Origin of the sequence: Actinomadura rubrobrunea NBRC 15275 (assembly GCF_001552235.1) — a bacterium.
In the GTDB taxonomy this organism is placed as follows: Bacteria; Actinomycetota; Actinomycetes; order Streptosporangiales; family Streptosporangiaceae; genus Spirillospora; species Spirillospora viridilutea.
On sequence record NZ_BCQU01000055.1, the window covers coordinates 1 to 22,424 of the forward strand.

Consider the following 22,424-nt stretch of genomic DNA (forward strand, 5'->3'; position numbering starts at 1 on the left):
GCTGGCCGGGGGAGCGGCCGGCGCCGCCGCCGGACGGCTGGCCGGGGACCGCGCCGCCGCCGCGCCCGTCGCGCAGTCCACGGCCGGGCCGGTCGACGCCGGGCCCGCGGACCTGAGCGACGTGGCGGCCCGGGTGCAGCCGAGCGTGGTGTCGGTGGAGACGCGGTCGGCGCGCTCGCGCGGCACCGGATCCGGGTTCGTGATCGACCGCGGCGGCCACATCCTGACCAACGCGCACGTCGTCGAGGGCGCCGGGGAGGTCACCGTGGTGCTCGCCGACCGGCGCCGCCTGCCGGCCCGGGTGGTGGGCGCCGACCCCGGCGACGACCTGGCCGTCCTGGCGATCCCGGCCGGGGAGAGCCCGCCGCCGCTGGCGTTCGGCCGCTCGGCGGACGTGCGGGTCGGCGACCCGGTGCTGGCGCTCGGCTCGCCGCTGGGCCTGCACGGCACCGTCACCGGCGGCATCGTCAGCGCGCTGAGCCGCGAGGTCAGCCTGGGCGGCGGCGCGCGGCGCAGCGCGCTGCAGACCGACGCGTCGATCAACCCGGGCAACTCCGGCGGACCGCTGGTCAACGCGCGCGGGGAGGTCGTCGGGGTGAACACGGCGATCGCGCGGGGGCAGGTCGGCGGCATCGGCTTCGCGATCCCCGCCGACCGCGCGGTCGACGGCGCGCGGCGGCTCATCCGCTGACGCGCGCGTACCGTCGAGAGGGACGGGACCGGGTCCGCGCCCGGTCCCGCCGGACAGGGAAAGGGCGCATCGGATGCGGGTGCTGGTGGTCGAGGACGAGGAGGACCTCGTCGAGGCGCTGAGATACGGGCTGGTCCGCGCCGACTACGCGGTGGACGCGGCCCACGACGTCGAGACGGCCACGCGCAAGCTGTACGCGGCCGCCTACGACCTGATGATCCTGGACCTCAACCTGCCCGACGGCGACGGGTTCGACCTGTGCCGCCGCGTCCGGGCCGGCGAGCTGGACGGGGAGAGCGGCGCGGACCTGCGCATCCTCATGCTCACCGCGCGCGACCGCCTCGCCGACCGGGTGCGCGGGCTGGACGAGGGCGCCGACGACTACCTGGTCAAGCCGTTCGCGTTCGCGGAGCTGCTGGCCCGCGTCCGGGCCCTGCTGCGCCGCGACTCCGGCGGCGGGTCCGCGGTGTGGACGGTCGGCGAGCTGCGGCTGGACACCGGACGGCGGGAGGCGTTCCGCGGCGGGCGCCGCCTGCGGCTGACCCCCAAGGAGTTCGCCGTCCTGCGGTACCTGATGAGCCGCCCCGGCCAGGTGGTGTCGGCCGAGGAGCTGCTGGAGCACGTCTGGGACGAGAACGCCGACCCGTTCACCAACACCGTCCGCGTCACCGTCGGCACGCTGCGGCGCAAGCTCGCCGAGCCCGGCGAGGAGCAGCTCATCGAGACCGTCGTGCGGCACGGGTACCGCCTGCGCGAGACCGCCCCCGCGGCGAGGACGCCGTGACCGCCCCGGGGGACGGCGCCGAGCGCGCCGAACGCCTGGACGGCCCGCCGGCGCGCGGCCTGCGCCTCGGATGGCGGCGGCTGCCCGGGCCGATGCAGTCGATCCGGTTCCGCCTGACCGTCCTGTACTCGACCCTGCTGTTCGCGCTCACCGCGGTGGTGCTCGGCGGGGTCTACTGGGCCGTGGCGCGCAGCACCGACGCCCAGCCGATCACCAAGACGTTCCAGGCCGAGAAGGTCGTCCAGATGCCGGACGGCACCCAGCAGCGCCTCGGCCAGGTCGAGGTCGTCAAGGTGCAGCAGGTCGAGCAGGCCGTCAACTACGAGACGCAGCAGACGCTCAAGCACTACTCGCTGCTGATGCTGGGCGGGCTGTTCGTCGCCAGCCTGGGCATCGGCTGGGTGCTGTCGGGGCGGGCGCTCCAGCCCGTCGGCGCGATCGCCCGCGCCGCCGAGGAGATCCAGGCCACCGACCTGTCGCGGCGCATCCGCCTGTCCGGGCCGCGCGACGAGCTGCGCTACCTCGCCGACACCATCGACTCCATGCTCGACCGGCTGGACGCGGCGTTCCGCGCGCAGCGCCAGCTGATCGACGACGCCTCGCACGAGCTGCGCAGCCCGCTCGCGGTCATCCGGGCCAACCTGGACACCGTGCTCAGCGACGCCGACGCCGACGCCGCCGACCGGCGCCGCGCCGTGCAGGTGGTGGACCGCGCCACCGCCCGCATGACCCGCCTCGTGGAGGACCTGCTGGCCACCGCGCGCCGCTCGGCGCCCGCCTGCGACGACGCCGACGTGGACCTGGGCCTGGCCGCGCGCGAGGCGGCCGAGGAGTACGACGCGCTGGCCGCCGCGCGCGGCATCGTCGTCGAGCGGCGGCTGCGGCGCGGACTGACGATGATCGGCGACCACGACGCGCTGCGCCGCGCCGTGGGCAACCTGCTGTCCAACGCGGTGCGGCTGGCGCCCGCCGGGTCGCGCATCACCGTCGCCGCCGACCGGACGGACGGCTGGCAGTGGGTCGCGGTCCGCGACCTCGGGCCCGGCATCCGCGCCGAGGACCAGGAGCGGGTGTTCGACCGGTTCTGGCGCGGCGCCGAGAGCCGCCGCTCCCGCGGCCGGGACCGCCGCACCGGCCTGGGCCTGGCGATCGTCCGCAGCATCGCGGAGGCGCACAACGGCCACGTGCGGCTCTTCTCCGCCCCCGACGTCGGCAGCACGTTCGTGCTGTGGTTCCCCGTGTCCGGGAGGGACGGGCCCGCGTCCGCCGCGACGCCGCCCGAAACCGATCCGCTGGCGTCCGACGACGCGGTCCCGCGGCGCCCCGTTCGATGAGCCTTCATCCTCCTGACACAAGCCCGCAACCCGGGGGTGGGGGAATGGCGGTGCCCCGGGTGCGTGCGCCTCGCTTCGACGGGCACGCCCTCCAGAGGCCGGGAAGCGGCGTGAGGGGGAGGCGTCGATGCGGAAGGAGATCGTCCCGTTCGACGACGTCGTCGCCCGCTTCCACGGCGTCCGGATCTACGGGCGCGGCGACGGCCGCATCGTCTACCTGGCCGAACGCGGCGGCCTGTGCCACGTGGTGATCGTCCGTGAGGACCAGCCGCTCGGCGCCCCGGTCATGGCGACCGTGCTGACGTTCGACACCGAGCGGGAACGCGGCGCGCACCTGGCGTCCGGCGGCGGCGGCTTCGCCGCCCCGTCCTGAACGCCGCCCCTGCCCTGAACCGGATGCTGTCCTCCCGGCCACGGCGTCGTCCGCATGTGCGCGGGTATGCTGCGGTTTTCGGTAAACGCCAGGGTTCGGCGCACCTCACCTGGACCGGGTGGTCGATTCCATGGCGGGGCATGCTTCGCCATCCGTAGCCTTTGGGACATGATCGCAATCACGCACTTGGTGCTCGCCGGAGCCCAGGCGGACGGCGCCGCCGAGCCGACCGGCGGCATCGCGGGCTGGGCCACCGACCTGATGGAGCGCCTCGGCGCCGTCGGCGCGGGCGCGGCCATCGCCCTGGAGAACCTCTTCCCCCCGCTGCCCAGCGAGGTGATCCTCCCGCTGGCGGGGTTCACCTGCGCGCGCGGCGACATGAACCTGATCGCCGCGCTGGTGTGGACGACCGTCGGCGCGGTGGTCGGCGCGCTGGCGCTGTACTGGATCGGCGCCCTGATCGGCCGCGACCGCATCCGCCGCCTGGTCGACCGGATGCCGCTGGTCAAGCTGGAGGACCTGGACCGCACCGAGGCGTGGTTCGCGCGGCACGGCGGCAAGGCGGTGTTCTTCGGCCGGATGATCCCGCTGTTCCGCAGCTTCATCTCCGTCCCCGCCGGGGTGGAGCGCATGCCGATGACGTCGTTCCTGCTCTACACCACGGCGGGAAGCGCCATCTGGAACACCGTGTTCATCCTCGCCGGATACCAGCTCGGCGACAACTGGCACCTGGTGGAGCAGTACGTCGGCGCCTACTCCAAGGTCGTCGTCGGGCTCGCCGCGGTGGCGGTGGTCGCCTTCATCATCGTCCGCATCGTCAAAGGACGCGGCGGCGACGGCCGGCCGCCGGAGGGCGCGCACCACCGTTCCTCCCAGAGCGAGCACGTCGGCTGACGAAGGGGCGATACGGCCGCGGCGGCGATGCCGTCGCGGCCTTGTTGCGTCCGGGCCGTCCCGCCCGCGCCGCCGATGCCGGCGGACGCCGTGCGAACACGGCGCCGCGCGACAGGCCGATGCCGGGCCGCGGGATTGCAGGCGATCGTGATCCGTGTCACGGTGAGGGTGTCCCGGGGACGAGCGATCGACCGAACGCGAGGCGCGGATGGCAGCCAGACGGGAGAAGCGGATCGATCCGAAGAACTGGGCGAGTCTGAAGCCGTTCGGCATCGGGGAGGGCCGGCCGAACAACTACGCCGAGATCTGGCGGGCGGTGAAGGAGAACCGCGACCGGCTCGGCTACGCGTGGCGGATCCTCAAGACGGGCACCTGCGACGGCTGCGCGCTCGGCACCAAGGGCCTGCGCGACTGGACGATCGACGAGATCCACCTGTGCAACGTGCGGCTGCGGCTGCTGCGGCTCAACACCATGCCCGCCTTCGACCCGTCCGCGGCGGCCGACGCCGCGGCCCTCGCCCGCCGGAGCGGCGCCGAGCTGCGCGACCTCGGGCGCATCCCCTGCCCGCTGGTGCGGCGGCGCGGCGAGCCCGGGTTCCGGCGCATCGGGTGGGACGAGGCCCTCGACCTGGCGGCGGACGCGCTCCGCGAGGCGGCGCCGGACCGGTTCGGGGTCTACATGACCAGCCGCGGCGAGCCCAACGAGAACTACTTCGCCGCGCAGAAGGCGGTGCGCGCCCTCGGGTCCAACTCGATCGACAACGCCGCCCGCATCTGCCACTCGCCGAGCACGGTCGCGCTCAAGGACGCCCTCGGCGTGGCCGCCACCACCTGCTCCTACCGCGACTGGATCGGCAGCGACCTGATCGTGTTCATCGGGTCGAACGTGGCCAACAACCAGCCGGTCGCGATGAAGTACCTGTACCACGCCAAGAAGACCGGGACGAAGGTCGCGGTGGTCAACCCCTACCGCGAGCCCGGCATGGACCGGTACTGGGTGCCGTCCAACCTGGAGAGCGCGCTGTTCGGCACCAAGATCGCCGACCGGTTCTTCCGGATCGACGGCGGCGGCGACCTGGCGTTCCTGAACGGCGTGCTCAAGCACATGGTGGAGCGCGGATGGGTGGACGAGAAGTTCATCGCCGAGCACACCACCGGATTCGACGACGTCCGCGCGCTGCTCGACCGGCTCGCCTGGGAGGAGCTGGAGAAGGGCTGCGGCGCCGACCGCGACGAGATGCTCGGCCTGGCCCGCATGCTCGGCGAGGCGCGCACGGCCGTGCTGGTGTGGAGCATGGGCGTCACCCAGCACGAGTTCGGCGAGGACAACGTCCGCGCGATCATCAACCTGGCCCTGGCCAAGGGGTTCGTGGGACGCGAGGGCTGCGGCCTGATGCCGATCCGCGGCCACTCCGGCGTGCAGGGCGGCGCGGAGATGGGCGCGTACTCCACCGTCCTGCCCGGCGGACGGCCGCTCACCGACGCCCCGCACTTCACGCGGCTGTGGGGGTTCGAGGTGCCCGCGACGCGCGGCCGCACCGCCCCCGAGATGATCGACGCGGCCCACGAGGGGGAGCTGGACGTGCTGGTCAGCTCCGGCGGCAACTTCCTGGAGGTGCTGCCCGACCCCGACTACACGCGGGCCGCGCTGGAGCGGGTGCGCACGCGCGTGCACATCGACATCTGCCTGTCGAGCCAGATGCTCGTCGAACCGGCCGAGACCGTTCTGATCCTCCCGGCGCAGACCCGGTACGAGATGGCCGGCGGCGTCACCGAGACGTCCACCGAACGGCGCGTCATCTTCAGCCCCGAGGTGCCGGGCCCCCGCGTCGAGGAGGCCTGGCCCGAGTGGCGCATCTTCACCGAGCTGGCGGCGCGGGCGCGGCCCGAGATCGCGGACAGGGTGCGGTACGAGGGCACGTCGCAGATCCGCGACGAGATCGCCCGCGCCGTCCCGGCCTACGACGGCATCCAGCACCTGAAGGAGTACGGCGACCAGTTCCAGTACGGCGGCCCGCACCTGTGCGCGGGGTGGACGTTCCCGACCCCGGACGGCAAGGCGCGGTTCAGCGCGGTGGCGCCGCCGCCGGTGACGCGTCCGGACGGCGCGTACGTCGTGGCCACCCGGCGCGGCAAGCAGTTCAACAGCATGGTGCACGAACGCCGCGACGCGCTGAACGGCGCCCTCCGCGAGGCCGTGCTGATGAACCCCGGCGACGCCGACCGCGAAGGGTTCGCCGACGGCGACCCGATCGTCCTGACCAGCGACTTCGGGGAACTGCGGGGTCGGGTGCTGCGCGCCCCGATCGCCCCGGGCAACCTCCAGGTGCACTGGCCGGAGGGCGAGGTGCTGTACGACCAGGCCAAGCGCTCCCCGCAGGCCGGGATCCCCAACTACAAGAGCACCACGGTCACCGTGAGACGTCTGTCTGCGTGACCGTCACGTTCATCGGGGGCTGACAGGGGTCATCGCGTGAAAGGAGCTCTTCGATGACGCCCCCCACGACCCCGCCGCGTCCGCCCGCCGCCGCCTCCGGCGACCCGACCCGCGGCCGGCGGCGTCCACGCTCACCGGCGTGATGGGGCTGTTCAACGGCGGCGGCCGCGTCCTGTGGGGCTGGCTGTCCACCCCACACCGGCCGGATGACGGCGTTCCTCGCCATGCTCGGCCTGCAGGGCGTGTGCTTCCTGATCCTGCCGCACGCGTCCGCCGCGGCGCTGTTCGCCGTGCTGTCCGCGGTGATCTACCTGTGCTACGGCGGCGGCTTCGGCGCCATGCCCGCGACCGCCGGGGACTTCTTCGGCCTGCGGCACGCGGGCGCCGTCTACGGGCTGATGATCGTGGCGTGGAGCGCCGGCGGGGTGATCGGCCCGCTGCTGGTCGCCCGGCTGATCAGCGGCGACGATTACACCACCGCGTTCACCACGGTCGGCGTCATGGCGCTGGCCGCGATGGTGCTGCCCCGCGTCACGCGCGCCCCGGGCCGCAGCGCCGGCACCGCCGCGGAGCCCGCCACGGCGGACTGACCGTCGGGCAGGGCATCGTCGGGCAGGGCTTCGTCGGGCAGGGCTTCGTCGGGCAGGGCTTCGTCGGGCATGGCATTGTGGGGACGCGGAACGACACAGGGGGAGACGACGATGCTGGGAAGCCTCGACTGGACGCCCGCGTCCGACCGGCCCGACCTGCTGGCCGCACCGGTCGCCGCGGCGGTGCGCGACGTGCCGGACGCGTACGTCGCGCCGATCGACCCGGCCCTGGCCGACACCGCCGAGTTCTGCGCCCACTACGACGTGCCGCTGGAGGCCAGCGCCAACTGCGTGATCGTCGCCGCCAAGCGCGGCGGCGAGGTCCGCTACGCCGCCTGCATGGTGCGGGCCACCGACCGCGCCGACATCAACGGCGTGGTGCGCCGGCATCTGGGCGCGCGCAAGGCGTCCTTCGCGCCCATGGACGAGGCGACCTCCCTCACCGGCATGGAGTACGGCGGCATCACGCCGTTCGGCCTGCCCGAGGGCTGGCCGGTGCTGGTGGACGAGGCCGCCGCCGTGCTCCCGCAGGCCGTCGTCGGCAGCGGCGTCCGCGGGTCCAAGCTGCTGGTGCCCGGCAAGGCCCTGGCCGCGCTGCCCGGCGCCGAGGTCATCGCCCTGGCCCAGGCGTGACCTCCGCCGCGCCGCGACGCGCCCCGAAGGCGCCGCGGCGACGGCCGTGCCGACGCCGTCAGGAGGTCGGATAGCGGGTGCCGCCGACCGCGGCCGCCCGCGCGTACAGGCGGCGGTCGGCGGCCGTCATCTCCGCGACCGACCGGCAGCCCGGGGAGGCCGTGCGCAGCAGGCCGAACAGCACCGGGTCGGCGGGGGAGCGCAGCATCGGGACGGGGCCGACCGTCAGGGCCTTGACGAGCACGACGCCGCTGAGGCCCAGATCGCCGACCGCCGTCCCGGCGAGGACCTCGCCGAATGCCCGCAACGCGGCGCCAGCGGGAGGCCGTGCGCCGCGGCCGCGCGCACCGCGTCGGCCGCCTCGCGCGCACGACGGGCGCGCCACGCGCAGCGGGGCGGACCGGACGACGCCGCCGAAGTCGCGCCGGCCTACCGCTCCGACCGCCGGGCGCGGTCGCGGCGCCGGACCCGTTCGCGCAGCCGGTCGGACACGCGGTCCAGCGCCGCGCCCAGCACCTCCAGCTCCTCCTCCGTCAACGCGTCGATGAGCAGGTCGCGCACCACCGCCCGATGCCCGGGGCGGACCCGCGCCAGCCTGGCGGCGCCCTCGTCGGTGAGCTCCGCCCACACGGCGCGGCGGTCGGAGTCGCACGCCCGGCGCCGCACCAGGCCGTCCCGTTCGAGCCGCGTCACCTGGTAGGTGAGCCGACTCTTGGACAGCATCGCCTCGCGCGCCAGGTCGGACATGCGCATCCGGCGCCCCTCCGCCTGCGCCAGCTTGAGCAGCACCTCGAACTCCGGATGCGACAGCCCTCCGTCCCGCTTGAGCCGGCGTTCCATCTCATGCTCCAGTAGATGGGAGGCGGTCAGGAAGCCCAGCCAGGCACGCAGCTCCCGGGGGGACAGGGGTGAGGTGCCGGTCACATCGCCATCCTAATTTGTTCAAATTTGAATCACCGCCTGCGAAATTTGTCGGAATCTGAAAAAATCGCGCCGCCGCGTGCGCCGGCCGCCGGCGCCGCCCCGTCCGCGCCGCGGGCGGCCTTCACCTCGCGGGAGGACGCCATGGACCCCGCTCGTCTCCTCGGCCCCCTGCACGACGTCGGCCTGCTGATCGGCCGCCTGGCGATCGGCGTGATCTTCATTGCGCACGGCTGGCGGAAGCTCGCCGAGACCGGGCACGCGGGCGTCGCCGCGATGTTCGACGGCCTCGGCGTGCCGCTCCCGTCGGCGGCCGCCCTGTTCGCCACCTGGGTGGAGCTGCTCGGCGGCATCGCCCTGGTCATCGGCCTGCTGGTCCCGGTCGCGGGCGCGCTGCTGGCGTTCGACATGGCGGGCGCGTTCTGGTTCGCGCACATGGACAAGGGCCTGTTCGTCAGCGAGGGCGGCTTCGAGCTCGTGCTCGCCCTCGGCGCCACCAGCCTGCTGCTCGCCCTGACCGGCGGCGGGCGCTTCGGCGTCGACGCCGCGCTCCTCGGCCGCCGGAGAGCCTCGGGGCGCGGCCCGGCCCGCACCTGACGTCGAAGGGGTCTCCTGCGGGCCGCCCACCTGCGGCTATGCCGGCCGAGGGCGGCCGCGTCGGCGCCGGCCTCGTGTGGACCCGAGGGCGCGTCCGGGCCGTCCGCGCCCGCGCCGGGGGATGACGTCCGTCATGTTCGGCCATGCCATGATCTGTACCGACATGTCCCGACTGATTCTTTCCACGGCTCTGTCATCCCGATGTCATATAGATCAGGGCAGAATGACGAGAAGTTCCAGATGCCCGTTTCTGGGCATCTGATCGTCAAGGGTCCCATGGGAAGGCGGGTCATTGGTGTCGCACGGTAGTGAGTTCGTGGTGGTGGCCAATCGGCTTCCGGTGGACCGGGTGGTCGGTGAGGACGGGACGGCGTCCTGGCGGCGCAGCCCGGGCGGGCTGGTCAGCGCCATCGCCCCGGTGATGCGCCGTCGTCACGGCACGTGGATCGGGTGGGCGGGCGCGCCCGACGAGGAGCTGGAGCCGTTCGAGGACGACGGCATGTCCCTGTGGCCGGTCATGCAGACCGCGCAGGACGTCGAGCTGTACTACGAGGGCTTCTCCAACGCCACGCTGTGGCCCCTCTACCACGACGTGGTGGCCCCGCCGGTGTACTCGCGGGAGATGTGGGACGCCTACGTGCGCGTCAACGAGCGCTTCGCCGACGCGGCCGCCGAGGTGGCGGCCGAGCGCGCGGTGGTGTGGGTGCAGGACTACCAGCTGCAGCTGGTCCCGGCGATGCTGCGGCGCCGCCGCCCCGACCTGCGGATCGGGTTCTTCCTGCACATCCCGTTCCCGCCGCTGGAGCTGTTCTGGCAGCTGCCGTGGCGGCGCCAGATCCTCGAGGGCCTGCTGGGCGCGGACCTGGTCGGGTTCCAGCTGCCCGGCGCCGCCGCCAACTTCGTGCGGCTGTGCCGCCGCCTGCTGGACGCCCGGCACTTCCGGCAGGACGTGCTCTGGGAGGAGCGCGTGGTGCGGGCGCGGTCCTTCCCGATCTCGGTGGACGTGGGGGAGCTGAAGTCGCTCATCGCCCAGCCCACGGTGCGGGAGCGGGCCGAGGAGATCCGCGCCGACCTCGGCGCCCCGACCATCCTGCTGGGCGTGGACCGGCTCGACTACACCAAGGGCATCGCGCAGCGGCTCCAGGCGTTCGGCGAGCTGTTCGAGGACGGCCACCTCAAGCCGGGCCAGGCGGTGTTCGTGCAGATCGCCACGCCGAGCCGGGAGCGGGTCGAGCAGTACCAGCTGCTGCGCGACCAGATCGAGCAGCAGGTCGGCCGCATCAACGGCGACTACGGGGAGCTGGGCTTCCCCGTCGTGCACTACCTGCACACCTCCTACGACCGCGCCGAGCTGGCCGCCCTCTACCTGGCCGCGGACGTCATGGTGGTCACCCCGCTGCGGGACGGCATGAACCTGGTCGCCAAGGAGTACGTGGCCTGCCGGGACGACCTGCGCGGCGCGCTCGTGCTCAGCGAGTTCGCCGGCGCCGCCGCCGAGCTCAAGCGGGCCTTCCAGGTGAACCCGTACGACATCGACGGCCTCAAGAGCACCATGCTGGCGGCGATGAACGCGGACCCGGCCGAGCAGGCGCGGCGGATGCGGGCGATGCGCAAGCGGGTCCTCGAACACGACGTGGACCGGTGGGCGCACGACTTCCTCAGCGCCCTGGAACAGCCCCAGCGCGTCGGCTGAGGCGATCTCGCCGCCTCCTTTGCGGCACCACAATCCGCCCCTCCCGGTCACCTGATTCGGTCAGCCGGAATGGCTGATTCATCCCATCCGATTCACCGGGCCGCGCCGACGCGCCCCTCGTCCCCCGAGCCCGCCGACACGGAGACCGAGAACGCCGGCGAGGGCAGGGCGAGAGCCGCCACCTGACGCCGCCGCCTGACGCCGCACCCTGGCTCGCGGCGCCCGCGGCCGATGACATGACCCCTCGGTCGCGGAGCGAAGGCGCCCGCATTCATGCAGGTGGGGCCGAGGGGCGCGTGTGGCCCTCGCGCCCGCCGGGTTCCTCCGCCCTTCTGACGTCGAACAGCGTCATCGCGACGCGACGTGCGACGCCGCAGCCGACGTGCGGTGCGGGTCGGACCCCGGCTCCCACGAGACCGTCGAACCGGGGGATTTTCACATCGGCTCAGTCAGGCGGCGGTGTCAGCGTCGGGGGCTGCGCACCGGCCCGCGACCGGCGGGACCGTCCGCTGGGCAGGCCGGGTATGACGGCAGATCGCTCGTGCGGTGCGCCTCAGAAGCCGCGTGATGGCGCGCGTTCCGCCACTGGGGCCGGGCGTCCCAGGCGGGGAGGGCGTCCGCTTGGAACGTCGTGCGGTCGGGATGCGCGTGCGGGATGCCGAAAGCCGGGGCGGCTCGGACCTCGGGTCAGCGTCGGGCGGAGGCGGAGCGCAGCTCGAAGGCCGCCCACACGGCCTTGCCGCCGGTGGACAGCGGCGCCCAGCCCCACGCGTCGCTGACCGCGCCCACCACGACCAGGCCGCGGCCCGCCTCGCTGAAACGCTCCGGGTCGGGCGCGACCGGCTCGGGGGGCTGCGTTCCCGGGTCGGTGACGGCCACGACCAGGCGCCGGGGGTGCCCCAGCAGGACCAGCTGGATGGGACACGGCGGAGCGGGGCGCAGCAGACCCGCCAGCCCGTGCCGCAGGGCGTTGGTGACCAGCTCCGACACGGCGGTCAGCACGTCGGGGGCGACGTCGGCCATCCCCCATTCCCGCAGCGTGGCCAACGTGAAGTCGCGCGCCGCCTTGGCGGACGTGGGCTCGGCGGGCAGCACCCGGCGCGCGGTGCGCGAACGGCCCGAGGGCGGCGTCGGCCAGTAGCCGGCCAGCCCCGGCGCGGCCGGCGGGACCGCCGACGCCGGGCCGCCGTCCGGCCACGGCGCGCGCTCGGCGGCCGCGGGCCGCCAGGTCCGCCTGTCCCCGTGCGCGGGCGGAGCGGCGACGTCGTCTGCCTGGTCAACGATCATTGTCAGACCCCAGTGGCGAGCGGGTGTGCAGTGCGCGGCGTTCGCTATCTTGCTCCCCATGTCGTGCAGATGCAAGACCGTCTGCATGAACCAATGCAAGAACGAATGCACGTGCATCTCGTACCATGCACATAGGGGTGGGGCGAGATCACAGCCTCCCGCCCGGGAGGCGAGACGGCCTGACAAGGGGGCACGCATGTACGGCGATGAGCTGTCCGACCTCTCGCCGGACGGACTCGTCTGGCAGAAGAGCCGCCGCAGCAACCCGAGCGGCAACTGCGTCGAGTTGGCCGAACTCCCCACCGGGGAGATCGCGGTGCGGAACTCCCGGTATCCGGACGGACCGATCCTCGTCTACACGCGGGAGGAGGTCGAGGCGTTCGTCGGCGGGGCCAAGGACGGCGACTTCGACCACATGCTGGTCTGAGGCGCCCCGGGTTCCGTCGGGACGGCCGTAAACCGAATCCCGTTCCATCTCGGCGTCGCGCCGGGTAGCGTGCGGATGCATGCACCCTGGCCAGATCGCCGAGCGGACCCCCGGCAGGCCCGCCGTCATCATGGCGGGCTCCGGGCGGGTCGTGACGTTCCGGGAACTCGACGAGGAGTCGAACCGGCTCGCGCAGCTCCTCCGCGCCGAGGGGCTGCGCCCCGGCGACCACGTCGCCTTCATGCTCGAGAACCACCCGCTGTTCCTGGCCGTGGCCTGGGCGGCGCAGCGTTCCGGGCTCTACTACACCGCCGTCAGTTCGCGCCTGCAGGCCGACGAGCTGGCCTACATCGTCGACAACTGCGGGGCGAAGGCGTTCGTCTCCTCGCGGGCGCTCGCCGGCACCGCCGCGGCGGTCACCGAGCGCACGCCGGGCGTCCGCCTGCGGCTGATGCTGGACGGCGTCGCGCCCGGCTTCGAGTCCTACGAGGAGCGGGTGGCGGCCCACCCGCCGACCCCGATCCCCGACGAGTGCGAGGGCGCCGACATGCTCTACTCGTCGGGCACCACCGGCCGTCCCAAGGGCGTCAAACCGCGGCTGCGGCTGGATCCGATGGGGACGCCCGGGCCCCTCTATCAGCTGATCTCGCTGCTGTTCCAGCCCGACGCCGACTCGGTGTACCTGTCCCCGGCGCCGCTCTACCACGCCGCGCCGCTGCGCTACAGCCTCACCTTCCAGCGGTTCGGCGCCACCGTGGTGGTGATGGAGAAATTCGACCCCGAAGGCGCGCTCGCGGCCATCGAGAGGTACGGGGTGACGCACAGCCAGTGGGTGCCCACCCACTTCATCCGCATGCTCAAGCTGCCGCCCGAGGTGCGCGCCCGCTACGACCTGTCCACGCTGCGCTGCGCCGTGCACGCCGCCGCGCCCTGCCCCGTCCCGGTCAAGGAGCAGATGATGGAGTGGTGGGGCCCCATCCTGCACGAGTACTACGCCGGGACGGAGGGCAACTGCTTCGTCTACGCGAGCCCGCGGGACTGGCTCGCCCACAAGGGGACGGTGGGCAAGCCCCTCTTGGGCGAGGTCCACGTGTGCGATGAGAACGGCGACGAGGTGCCGCCCGGCACGCCCGGGACGCTCTACTTCGACAAGGGGCCCGAGTTCGAGTACCACGGGGACCCCGAGAAGACCGCCGCGTCCCGCGACCCGAAGGGACGCGGCTGGACGACTCTCGGCGACGTCGGCTACGTGGACGAGGACGGCTTCCTCTACCTGACCGACCGCCGCTCCTATGTGATCATCAGCGGCGGGGTGAACATCTACCCCCAGGAGGCCGAGAACGTCCTGGCCGTCCACCCGAAGGTCGCCGACGTCGCGGTCATCGGCGTCCCCGACGCGGAGATGGGCGAGGCGGTGAAGGCCGTCGTGCAGCCGGTGTCCATGGACGACGCCGGGCCCGACCTGGAGGCCGAGCTGATCGCCTACTGCCGCGACCGCCTGGCCCACTACAAGTGCCCGCGCTCGGTCGACTTCCGCCCCGAGCTGCCCCGCCACCCCACGGGCAAGCTCTACAAGCGCCTGCTCAAGGACGAGTACTGGAAGGACCACCGCCCGGAACCGCAGACCTGATCAGGAGACCGAGGCCCGGCTCCGGCAAGAGGGGGCGGCCGGCTGTGTGCGCGGTGTGCGGCGCCGAGAGGCCCTGAGAAAGGCGAACGCCCCGGCCCGGACTCCCGCGGACGCCGGGGCGGGGCGTTCGGCCCTGTGGAGTGCTCAGTGCATCGGCATCGGGGCGTCGACGCGCGTGCCCTCCGCGGCGTCGACGGGGGCCGGCTTGCGACGCGGCAGCACCAGCGCGGGCAGGAAGGCCAGCGTCAGCAGCGCCAGCGACCACCAGTAGGTGGTCTGGAACGCGTCGGCCATCCGCTCGAAGATCTTCGCCAGCGCCTCCGGCGGGATCTGCGCCGGGGCGGGCGTCTGGGCGGCGCCGCCGCTGCTCAGCCCCCGCTTCTCCAGCTCGGAGGCCAGCAGGACCGCGATGAACGCGGTGCCGATCGAGCCCGCCACCTGCTGGATGATGTTCAGCGCGGTGCTGGCCCGCGGCACCTCGTCGTGCGTGAGCGACTGCATGGCGGCCGACATGGTCGGCATCATCGTCATGCCCATGCCGAGCCCCATGACGAACAGCGCGGCCCCGAGCGCCCAGTAGGACGCGTCGACGGTCAGCTGCGACGCGAAGCCCGCCACGCCGAGCACCACCACGGCGAGGCCGATCAGGACGACCCGTCCCGGGCCCACCCGGTCGGTCAGCTTGCCGCCGATCGGCATCGTCACCATGGCGCCGAAGCCCTGCGGGGCGAGCAGCAGGCCCGCCGCGAACGCGGTCTCCTGGCGCACCGTCTGGTAGTACAGCGGCAGGATCAGCATGGCGCCGAAGAAGGCGCAGGCGAACAGCACCATGGTCCCGGACGCGGCGGCCACCGACCGGCGCTTGAACAGCCGCAGGTCGATGAGGGGGTTGGCGTTGCGGCGGCTCAGCGCGTGGAGGACGAACGCGATCGAGAGCACCGCGCCGACGACGGTCGGGATCAGCACGTCGGTGCGGCCGAAGTCGGACTTCTCCGCCCCGGTGGCCAGGCCGTAGATCAACGCGGCCAGGCCCGGCGACAGCAGCAGCAGCCCGAGGAAGTCCAGCCGCTCGGCGGGCTGCGGCTCGTCCCGCTTGAGGATGCGGGCGGCCAGCACCAGCGACACAACGCCGATCGGCACGTTGATGTAGAAGATCCAGCGCCAGGACACGTCGTCGACCAGCCAGCCGCCGAGGATGGGGCCGGTGATCGGGCCGAGCAGCATCGGGATCCCGACGATGCTCATCACCTGGCCGACCCGCTGCGGGCCGGCCGCCTGGGTGAGGATCGTCATCCCGGCGGGCATGATCATGCCGCCGCCCAGGCCCTGCAGGACCCGGAAGAGGATCAGCGACTCGGCGTTCCAGGCCGTGCCGGCCAGCGCCGAGCCGATGACGAACAGCGCGATCGACAGCATGTACAGGCGCTTGGTGCCGAACCGCGCCGAGGCCCACCCTGTCACCGGGATCACCGTGGCCAGCGCGAGCGTGTAGCCGGTCGCCACCCACTGGATGGTCTCCAGGGGAGCGTCGAAGTCCTCGGACAGGTGCTTGAGGGCGACGTTGACGACGGTCACGTCCAGGATGGACATGACCGCGCCGAGGACGACGACCATGGCCACCGCGAGGACGCCGCGATCGAGGCCCTCACCGGACGGCGGGTCCGGCGGACCGGTCTCTTTCAGCGATGACGCAGAAGCGGACAAGACGGTATTCCAATCATCTGGGCCCGGGCATGCGGGCACGACAGAGCACGCGGGGTGGGAACGCCGGAGCAAAATACTGCAGGGACTGACAGTTTCGCGAACCATTAAACCCGCGCCTGTCCGGGAGTATTCCAAGGGGGTGTGACATTCCGTGCACGTCGGATCCGCTAGCTGCGCCCCCTCGCTCCCCCTACGGTGCAGTCTGATGTGACATTGGCGACATCCACCTCAAGCTCAGCGGACACCCGGGACCGTCCGCTGTCTCCCGCCCTGCGTCCGTACACCGACGCGGCTGCGGCGGCCACGCCCTCACACCGTGCCTGCGCCACCCGTCCGCTGACTGGCGAGCGTGGAGGAGGCGGGGTGCGCTGTACGCGTAGGCCGTCCCTAGCTGGTCACTGCCTTGCCGCCAGAGAGGCTGTACGCGTGCCTGGGCGCTGCGGATCGCAGCATGCCCAAGTGGCCGCGGAGAGCAGCGCGCCTGCGCTGCCCGCGCGCTGACCGGCGTGCGTGGGACAGGCGCCACCGCGCGGTCGCTGGAGGCCCGCCTTGATGCCGCCTGCGGTCGCGATCCTCTGCGCGAGCGGCAGGCGGAGGCGGTGAAGATGCCCTCGGCGCCGTACCGGCGCCCGCAAGGGCCGCATGAGCCACGGCCACCGGGCCGCGGAGCCGAGGGCGCCGGCGCGTCAGGCGGCGGGCGGCAGGCCCAGGGAACGGGCGATGAGCATGCGCTGGACCTCCGACGTGCCCTCGCCGACCTCCAGGATCTTGGCGTCGCGGTAGAAGCGGCCCACGGCGTACTCGTTCATGAAGCCGTAGCCGCCGAAGATCTGGGTGGCGTCGCGGGCGTTGTCCATGGCGGCGTTGGAGGCGACCAGCTTGGCGATGGACGCCTCCTTCTTGAACGGCTCGCCCGCCAGCATCTTGGCCGCGGCGGCGTAGTAGGCCAGGCGGGCGGTGTGGGCGCGCGCCTCCATGTCGGCGATCTTGAACTGGATGGCCTGGTAGCGGCCGATCTCGCGGCCGAACGCGGTGCGTTCGCGGACGTAGCGCAGGCACTCGTCCACGCAGCCCTGGGCCAGGCCGACCGACAGCGCGGCGATGGCGATGCGGCCCTCGTCCAGGATCCGCAGGAACTGGGCGTAGCCGCGGCCGCGCTCCCCGACCAGGTTCTCGGCGGGCACCCGGACGTCGGAGAACGCCAGCTCGCGGGTGTCGGACGCCGACCAGCCCACCTTGGAGTACTTGCGGCCCACGGCGAACCCGGGCGTCCCGTTCGGGACGATGATGGTGGAGATCTCGTTCTCGCCGGTCAGCGCGGTGACGGTGACGAACGCGGTGATGTCGGTGCCGGCGTTGGTGATGAACGACTTCGACCCGTTGATCACCCAGTGGTCGCCGTCGAGGCGGGCGGTGGTGCGCATGCCGCCGGGGACGTCGGAGCCGCCGCCCGGCTCGGTCAGCCCGAACGCCGCGAGCTTCTCGCCCGAGGCCAGCGCCGGGAGCCACCGCCGCTTCTGGTCCTCGGAGCCGAAGCGGTAGATGGGCATGGCGCCCAGGGACACGGCGGCCTCCAAGGTGATGGCCACCGACGAATCGACGCGGGCCAGCTCCTCGAGGGCGAGGCAGAGGGCGAAGTAGTCGCCGCCCATGCCGCCGTACTCCTCGGGGAAGGGCAGGCCGAACAGCCCCATCTTGCCCATCGCGGCGACGATCTCGTACGGGAACTCCCCCCGCTCGTACAGGTCGCCGATCACCGGTGCGACGGACTCGCGCGCGAACCGCTCGACGGTGCGGCGCAGCTCCTCCTGCTCGTCGGTGAGCGTGAAGTCGATCATCTGTGCTCCTCGTTGCTTTCTCGCGCCGCCGGCGCTTCGGCGCGCGGCGCTCGCGGTGACAGGGCCTGGACGACACGGGAGGGACTGGGCCGGCCGAGGCGCTCGGCCATCCAGCGGCTGGTGGCGACGAGTGCCTCCAGGTCGACGCCGGTGTCGATGCCCAGTCCGTGCAGCATCCAGACGAGGTCCTCGGTGGCCAGGTTTCCGGTGGCGCTCTCGGCGTACGGGCAGCCGCCGATGCCGCCGGCGGAGGCGTCCACGGTGGTGACCCCGGCGCGCAGGGCGGCCAGGGTGTTGGCCAGGGCCTGGCCGTAGGTGTCGTGGAAGTGGACGGCGATCCGGTCGGGGCCGATGCCGGCCGCGGCCAGCGCCTCGATCAGCGCGGTGACCTGGCCGGGCGTGCCGACGCCGATGGTGTCGCCGAGGCTGAGCTGCGAGCAGCCGAGGTCCATCAGGCGGCGCGCGACGGACACCACCTGCTCGATCGGCACGTCGCCCTCCCACGGGTCGCCGCACACCATGGAGACGTAGGCCCGCACCCACAGGCCCTCGGCCCGGGCGCGCTCGACGACGGGCGCGAACATCGCGATGGACTCGTCGACGGTGCGGTTGAGGTTGCGGCGGGCGAACGTCTCGGTGGCGCTGCCGAAGATCGCGATCTCGGTGACGCCGTTGCGCAGCGCCCGTTCCAGACCGCGCTCGTTGGGCACCAGGACCGGGTGCCGCACCCCGGGGCGGCGCGGCAGCGCGGCCAGCACCTCCTCGGCGTCGGCCAGCTGCGGCACCCACTTGGGGTGGACGAAGCTGGTCGTCTCGATCGTGCGCAGTCCGGCGTCGGCGAGCCGCATGACGAACTCGGCCTTGACGTCCGGGGGGACGATCGTCTTCTCGTTCTGCAGCCCGTCGCGCGGTCCGACCTCGTAGATCGTGACCCGCTCGGGCAGGCCGGCGAGCGGCACGCGCATCGTCATCCCTCCTCGATGACGGCCAGCACCGCGTCGAGGGCGACCTGGGCGCCCGCGCGGACCGGCAGGCTCGTCACCGTGCCCGCGATCGGCGCGGTCACGGTGTGCTCCATCTTCATGGCCTCCACCACCACCAGCGGCTGCCCCGCGTCGACCCGGTCGCCCTCGCCGGCCTTGACCGCCAGCACGGTGCCGGGCATGGGGCTGCGGACGACGCCGTCGCCGGCCGCGGCCGCGCCTTCCGCGGTCTCGGTGCGCACGTGCTCGGTCAGCGCCCAGGCGTGTCCGTCGCGGCCGAGCCACAGCGTGTCGCCGACGCGGGCGTGCCGGTACGTCAGCGTGCGGCCCCCGTAGGCGAGCAGGAGCGTCCGGTCCCGGCGGGCCAGGGACGCCTGGACGGGCTCGGCGCCGCCGATCGAGACGAGGGCGTCATGGGCGCGGCCCTGGACGCGCACCTCGACGGGGTCGCCGCCGGACGGGGTGATGATCCACGGCGTCCAGGCGGGGGCGCCGGGCCGCCAGCCGTCCGGGATGGCCCACGGATCGGTGTCGTCCTCCGGCTCCAGGGCGAGCATGCGCTCCAGCGCCGCGGCGGCGAGGACCTCGTCGGGGACGGAGCCGTCTCCCGTGAGGTCGGCCAGGCGGCGGTCGACCAGGCCCGTGTCGAGACGGCCCGCGGCCACGTCCGGGTCGGCGAGCAGGGCCCGCAGGAACGCCACGTTGGTGGTGACGCCGAGCAGCGTGTACGAGGCGAGGGCGCGGTCGAGGCGGCGCAGGGCGGCGGCGCGGTCGGGGCCCCAGGCGATCACCTTGGCGACCATCGGGTCGTACGCGCCGCCGACCTCGGTCCCCTCGTCCAGGCCCGAGTCGACGCGGGTGTCGGACGGCTCCTCCAGCAGCAGCACCCGGCCGCCGGTGGGCAGGAAGCCGCGCGCCGGGTCCTCGGCGTAGACGCGGGCCTCGACGGCGTGGCCGTTCAGGGCCACCTCGTCCTGGGTGAAGGGGAGCGGCTCCCCGGCGGCGACGCGCAACTGGAGCTCCACCAGGTCGAGGCCGGTGACCAGTTCGGTGACGGGGTGCTCGACCTGCAGCCGGGTGTTCATCTCCATGAAGAAGAACTCGTCGGGGCGGTCGGCCGACACGATGTACTCGACCGTCCCGGCGCCGGTGTAGCCGACGGCCTGCGCCGCCGCGACGGCGGCGGCGCCCATCCGCGCGCGGGTCGCGGCGTCCAGCAGCGGGGACGGCGCCTCCTCGACGATCTTCTGGTGGCGGCGCTGCAGGCTGCACTCGCGCTCGCCGAGGTGGACGGCGTTGCCGTGGGCGTCGGCGAACACCTGGATCTCGATGTGCCGCGGGTTCTCGACGAAGCGCTCCACCAGGAGGGTGTCGTCGCCGAACGCGGAGCGGGCCTCGCGGCGGGCGGCGGCGATCGCGTCGGGGAGGTCGGCGGCGTCCCGGACGAGCCGCATGCCCTTGCCGCCGCCGCCCGCGGACGGCTTGAGCAGCACGGGCAGGCCGACGTCCAGCGCGGCCCGCGCGAGCTCCTCGTCCGACAGGCCCGGCTCGTCGCGGCCCGGCACCACCGGGACCCCGGCGGCCGCGACGGCGCACTTGGCGCGGATCTTGTCGCCCATCGTCTCGATCGCCGCGGCGGGCGGGCCGACGAACACCAGCCCGGCGGCGGCGCAGGCCTCGGCGAACGCGGCGTTCTCGGCCAGGAAGCCGTATCCGGGGTGGACGGCCTGGGCGCCGGACGCGAGCGCGGCCGCCACGACCGCCTCCGCGTCCAGGTACGACGGGACGCGCACGGCCTCGTCCGCCTCCCGGACGTGCGGCGCGGCGCTCCGCCCGGGGCCGGCTCCCGCGTCGGCGTCGGTGTACACGGCGACCGAGCGGACGCCCAGCCGCCGCAGCGTGCGGAACACGCGGACCGCGATCTCGCCGCGGTTGGCCACAAGGACGCTTTCGAACATCACGGCCTCACATCCGGAATACGCCGTAGCCGACGGGGTCCAGCGGCGCGCCGGCCGCCGCGGACAGCGCGAGCGCCAGCACCCGCCGGGTGTCCAGCGGGTCGATCACGCCGTCGTCCCACAGCCGCGCCGTGGAGTAGTACGGGTTGCCCTGCCTTTCGTACTGCTCGCGGATCGGCGCCTTGAACTCCTCCTCCGCCTCGGCCGGCCACTGCTCGCCGCGGGCCTCCAGCTGGTCGCGGCGGACGGTGGCCAGCACGCTCGCGGCCTGCTCGCCGCCCATCACGGAGATCCGCGCGTTCGGCCACATCCACAGGAAGCGGGGGGAGTACGCCCGGCCGCACATCGCGTAGTTGCCCGCGCCGAACGATCCGCCGATCACCACGGTGAACTTGGGGACGCGGGCGCACGCCACGGCGGTGACCATCTTGGCGCCGTGCTTGGCGATGCCGCCCGCCTCGTACTGGCGGCCCACCATGAACCCGGTGATGTTCTGCAGGAACACCAGCGGCACCGAGCGGCGGTCGCACAGCTGGATGAAGTGGGCGCCCTTGAGCGCCGACTCGCCGAACAGGATGCCGTTGTTGGCGACGATGCCCACCGGGTGGCCGTGGATCCGCGCGAAGCCGGTCACCAGCGTGGTGCCGTACTCCTTCTTGAACTCCTGGAAGCGGCTGCCGTCCACGATCCGCGCGATCACCTCGCGCACGTCGTAGGGGGTGCGGGGGTCCGGCGGCACCACGCCGTACAGCTCGCCCGGGTCGACGGCGGGCGGCTCGGGCTCGGTCACGTCCCAGGGGCGCGGCTCGCGCGGCCCGAGCGTGGCGACGATGTCGCGGACGATCGCCAGCGCGTGCGCGTCGTCCTCGGCGAGGTGGTCGGTGACGCCGGAGGTGCGGGCGTGCAGCTCCCCGCCGCCGAGCTCCTCGGCGGTGACGACCTCGCCGGTCGCGGCCTTCACCAGCGGCGGGCCGCCCAGGAAGATCGTGCCCTGGCCGCGGACGATCACCGCCTCGTCGCTCATCGCCGGGACGTACGCGCCGCCCGCGGTGCACGAGCCGAGCACGGCGGCGATCTGCGGGATGCCCCGCGCCGACATGGTGGCCTGGTTGTAGAAGATCCGGCCGAAGTGCTCGCGGTCGGGGAACACCTCGTCCTGGCGGGGCAGGAACGCGCCGCCCGAGTCGACCAGGTAGACGCAGGGCAGCCGGTTGTGCAGCGCCACCTCCTGCGCCCGCAGGTGCTTCTTGACCGTCATCGGGTAGTAGGTGCCGCCCTTGACGGTGGCGTCGTTGGCGACGACCACGCACTCGCGCCCGGCGATCCGCCCGACCCCGGTGATGATCCCGGCGCCGGGGGCCTCGTCGTCGTACATCCCGTAGGCGGCCAGCGGCGACAGCTCCAGGAACGGCGACCCGGGGTCGAGCAGGGCGTCGACCCGGTCGCGCGGCAGCAGCTTGCCGCGCGCCACGTGCCGCTCGCGGGCGCGCTCGGGACCGCCGCGCCCGGCCCGGTCGATGCGCTCGCGCAACTCGGCGGCCAGCGCCGCGTTGTGCTCGGCGTTGGCCTTGAAGGTCGCGTCCGCGGGGTCGGCGCGGCTGGTCAGAACGGATCCGGCCATCAGTCGTCCTCGTCTGTTAACGACCGTTA

Annotated in this window: 20 protein-coding genes; 12 read left to right on the top strand and 8 right to left on the bottom strand. The window is 73.4% G+C overall.

Annotation, left to right across the window (positions count from 1 at the left end; all coding sequences use genetic code 11):
* The 8 genes from AR3_RS17800 to AR3_RS17835 form a co-directional block, all read left to right on the top strand.
* A partial coding sequence (locus AR3_RS17800) for a S1C family serine protease (RefSeq protein ID WP_067915352.1) occupies positions 1 to 691 on the top strand: 691 nt, incomplete at its 5' end.
* Between the two features lie 73 nt (positions 692 to 764).
* A complete protein-coding gene (locus AR3_RS17805; protein ID WP_067915353.1) occupies positions 765 to 1,475 on the top strand; it encodes a response regulator transcription factor in 711 nt (236 codons plus the stop codon).
* Positions 1,472 to 2,809 carry a sensor histidine kinase gene (locus AR3_RS17810; RefSeq protein ID WP_217998618.1) on the top strand — a complete coding sequence of 446 codons (1,338 nt, stop codon included), beginning with the start codon at positions 1,472 to 1,474 and terminating at the stop codon, positions 2,807 to 2,809. The genes AR3_RS17805 and AR3_RS17810 overlap by 4 nt, the downstream gene beginning before the upstream one ends.
* A 127-nt stretch (positions 2,810 to 2,936) precedes the next feature.
* The gene (locus AR3_RS17815; protein WP_067915354.1) at positions 2,937 to 3,182 is read left to right on the top strand and encodes a hypothetical protein; all 246 of its coding nucleotides are present in this window, start codon (positions 2,937 to 2,939) and stop codon (positions 3,180 to 3,182) included.
* A 168-nt stretch (positions 3,183 to 3,350) separates the two neighbouring features.
* Complete coding sequence (locus AR3_RS17820) at positions 3,351 to 4,076, top strand: DedA family protein (RefSeq protein ID WP_067915355.1); 726 nt, start codon at positions 3,351 to 3,353, stop codon at positions 4,074 to 4,076.
* Positions 4,077 to 4,284: 208 nt separating this feature from the next.
* On the top strand, positions 4,285 to 6,513 hold the full coding sequence (locus AR3_RS17825) for an FdhF/YdeP family oxidoreductase (RefSeq protein ID WP_067915356.1): 2,229 nt from the start codon (positions 4,285 to 4,287) through the stop codon (positions 6,511 to 6,513).
* A gap of 206 nt (positions 6,514 to 6,719) precedes the next feature.
* Positions 6,720 to 7,103: an MFS transporter gene (locus AR3_RS17830; protein WP_067915357.1), complete on the top strand. Its 384-nt coding sequence runs from the start codon at positions 6,720 to 6,722 to the stop codon at positions 7,101 to 7,103.
* 111 nt (positions 7,104 to 7,214) lie between these two features.
* Complete coding sequence (locus tag AR3_RS17835; RefSeq protein WP_067915358.1) at positions 7,215 to 7,736, top strand: YbaK/EbsC family protein; 522 nt, start codon at positions 7,215 to 7,217, stop codon at positions 7,734 to 7,736.
* Positions 7,737 to 7,794: 58 nt separating this feature from the next.
* On the opposite strand, the gene AR3_RS17840 is transcribed toward AR3_RS17835, so the two are convergent.
* Both AR3_RS17840 and AR3_RS17845 read right to left on the bottom strand, forming a co-directional pair.
* Complete coding sequence (locus AR3_RS17840) at positions 7,795 to 8,043, bottom strand: hypothetical protein (RefSeq protein WP_067915359.1); 249 nt, start codon at positions 8,041 to 8,043, stop codon at positions 7,795 to 7,797.
* Positions 8,044 to 8,165: 122 nt separating this feature from the next.
* The gene (locus tag AR3_RS17845) at positions 8,166 to 8,660 is read right to left on the bottom strand and encodes a MarR family winged helix-turn-helix transcriptional regulator (RefSeq protein WP_067915360.1); all 495 of its coding nucleotides are present in this window, start codon (positions 8,658 to 8,660) and stop codon (positions 8,166 to 8,168) included.
* A gap of 141 nt (positions 8,661 to 8,801) precedes the next feature.
* On the opposite strand from AR3_RS17845, the gene AR3_RS17850 reads away from it, so the two are divergent.
* Positions 8,802 to 9,254, top strand: a complete 453-nt coding sequence (locus AR3_RS17850; protein WP_067915361.1) for a DoxX family protein — start codon at positions 8,802 to 8,804, stop codon at positions 9,252 to 9,254.
* 295 nt (positions 9,255 to 9,549) lie between these two features.
* Complete coding sequence (locus AR3_RS17855; RefSeq protein WP_174545456.1) at positions 9,550 to 10,947, top strand: alpha,alpha-trehalose-phosphate synthase (UDP-forming); 1,398 nt, start codon at positions 9,550 to 9,552, stop codon at positions 10,945 to 10,947.
* Between the two features lie 687 nt (positions 10,948 to 11,634).
* Here the strand turns inward: AR3_RS17855 and AR3_RS17860 are convergent.
* Positions 11,635 to 12,234 (bottom strand): ATP-binding protein, encoded by a 600-nt coding sequence (locus tag AR3_RS17860; protein ID WP_067915363.1) that lies wholly within the window; start codon positions 12,232 to 12,234, stop codon positions 11,635 to 11,637.
* 196 nt (positions 12,235 to 12,430) lie between these two features.
* Between AR3_RS17860 and AR3_RS17865 the strand changes: the two genes are divergently transcribed.
* Together AR3_RS17865 and AR3_RS17870 are read left to right on the top strand one after the other, a co-directional pair.
* Complete coding sequence (locus AR3_RS17865; protein WP_067915364.1) at positions 12,431 to 12,661, top strand: DUF397 domain-containing protein; 231 nt, start codon at positions 12,431 to 12,433, stop codon at positions 12,659 to 12,661.
* Positions 12,662 to 12,740: 79 nt separating this feature from the next.
* A complete protein-coding gene (locus AR3_RS17870; protein ID WP_067915365.1) occupies positions 12,741 to 14,291 on the top strand; it encodes an acyl-CoA synthetase in 1,551 nt (516 codons plus the stop codon).
* 144 nt (positions 14,292 to 14,435) lie between these two features.
* On the opposite strand, the gene AR3_RS17875 is transcribed toward AR3_RS17870, so the two are convergent.
* The 5 genes from AR3_RS17875 to AR3_RS17895 all read right to left on the bottom strand — a co-directional run bounded on the left by AR3_RS17875 (position 14,436) and on the right by AR3_RS17895 (position 22,395).
* The gene (locus AR3_RS17875) at positions 14,436 to 15,995 is read right to left on the bottom strand and encodes a DHA2 family efflux MFS transporter permease subunit (protein ID WP_227023265.1); all 1,560 of its coding nucleotides are present in this window, start codon (positions 15,993 to 15,995) and stop codon (positions 14,436 to 14,438) included.
* A 686-nt stretch (positions 15,996 to 16,681) separates the two neighbouring features.
* The gene (locus AR3_RS17880; RefSeq protein ID WP_067915366.1) at positions 16,682 to 17,833 is read right to left on the bottom strand and encodes an acyl-CoA dehydrogenase family protein; all 1,152 of its coding nucleotides are present in this window, start codon (positions 17,831 to 17,833) and stop codon (positions 16,682 to 16,684) included.
* Positions 17,830 to 18,798, bottom strand: a complete 969-nt coding sequence (locus AR3_RS17885; protein ID WP_106258955.1) for a hydroxymethylglutaryl-CoA lyase — start codon at positions 18,796 to 18,798, stop codon at positions 17,830 to 17,832. Before AR3_RS17885 ends, AR3_RS17880 begins: the two co-directional genes overlap by 4 nt.
* Before the next feature lie 2 nt (positions 18,799 to 18,800).
* Entirely contained in the window at positions 18,801 to 20,774 is a 1,974-nt protein-coding gene (locus AR3_RS17890; protein WP_067915368.1) for an acetyl/propionyl/methylcrotonyl-CoA carboxylase subunit alpha, read from the bottom strand.
* Between the two features lie 7 nt (positions 20,775 to 20,781).
* Entirely contained in the window at positions 20,782 to 22,395 is a 1,614-nt protein-coding gene (locus AR3_RS17895) for a carboxyl transferase domain-containing protein (protein ID WP_067915369.1), read from the bottom strand.
* Positions 22,396 to 22,424 lie beyond the last annotated feature (29 nt).

Bases quoted from the DNA above. Each gene is read 5' to 3' on its own strand.
- AR3_RS17805 (WP_067915353.1), top strand. From the start codon at position 765: ATGCGGGTGCTGGTGGTCGAGGACGAGGAGGACCTCGTCGAGGCGCTG.
- AR3_RS17815 (WP_067915354.1), top strand. From the start codon at position 2,937: ATGCGGAAGGAGATCGTCCCGTTCGACGACGTCGTCGCCCGCTTCCAC.
- AR3_RS17820 (WP_067915355.1), top strand. From the start codon at position 3,351: ATGATCGCAATCACGCACTTGGTGCTCGCCGGAGCCCAGGCGGACGGC.
- AR3_RS17825 (WP_067915356.1), top strand. From the start codon at position 4,285: ATGGCAGCCAGACGGGAGAAGCGGATCGATCCGAAGAACTGGGCGAGT.
- AR3_RS17830 (WP_067915357.1), top strand. From the start codon at position 6,720: ATGACGGCGTTCCTCGCCATGCTCGGCCTGCAGGGCGTGTGCTTCCTG.
- AR3_RS17835 (WP_067915358.1), top strand. From the start codon at position 7,215: ATGCTGGGAAGCCTCGACTGGACGCCCGCGTCCGACCGGCCCGACCTG.
- AR3_RS17850 (WP_067915361.1), top strand. From the start codon at position 8,802: ATGGACCCCGCTCGTCTCCTCGGCCCCCTGCACGACGTCGGCCTGCTG.
- AR3_RS17860 (WP_067915363.1), bottom strand. From the start codon at position 12,234: ATGATCGTTGACCAGGCAGACGACGTCGCCGCTCCGCCCGCGCACGGG.
- AR3_RS17865 (WP_067915364.1), top strand. From the start codon at position 12,431: ATGTACGGCGATGAGCTGTCCGACCTCTCGCCGGACGGACTCGTCTGG.
- AR3_RS17870 (WP_067915365.1), top strand. From the start codon at position 12,741: ATGCACCCTGGCCAGATCGCCGAGCGGACCCCCGGCAGGCCCGCCGTC.
- AR3_RS17880 (WP_067915366.1), bottom strand. From the start codon at position 17,833: ATGATCGACTTCACGCTCACCGACGAGCAGGAGGAGCTGCGCCGCACC.
- AR3_RS17885 (WP_106258955.1), bottom strand. From the start codon at position 18,798: ATGCGCGTGCCGCTCGCCGGCCTGCCCGAGCGGGTCACGATCTACGAG.
- AR3_RS17890 (WP_067915368.1), bottom strand. From the start codon at position 20,774: ATGTTCGAAAGCGTCCTTGTGGCCAACCGCGGCGAGATCGCGGTCCGC.
- AR3_RS17895 (WP_067915369.1), bottom strand. From the start codon at position 22,395: ATGGCCGGATCCGTTCTGACCAGCCGCGCCGACCCCGCGGACGCGACC.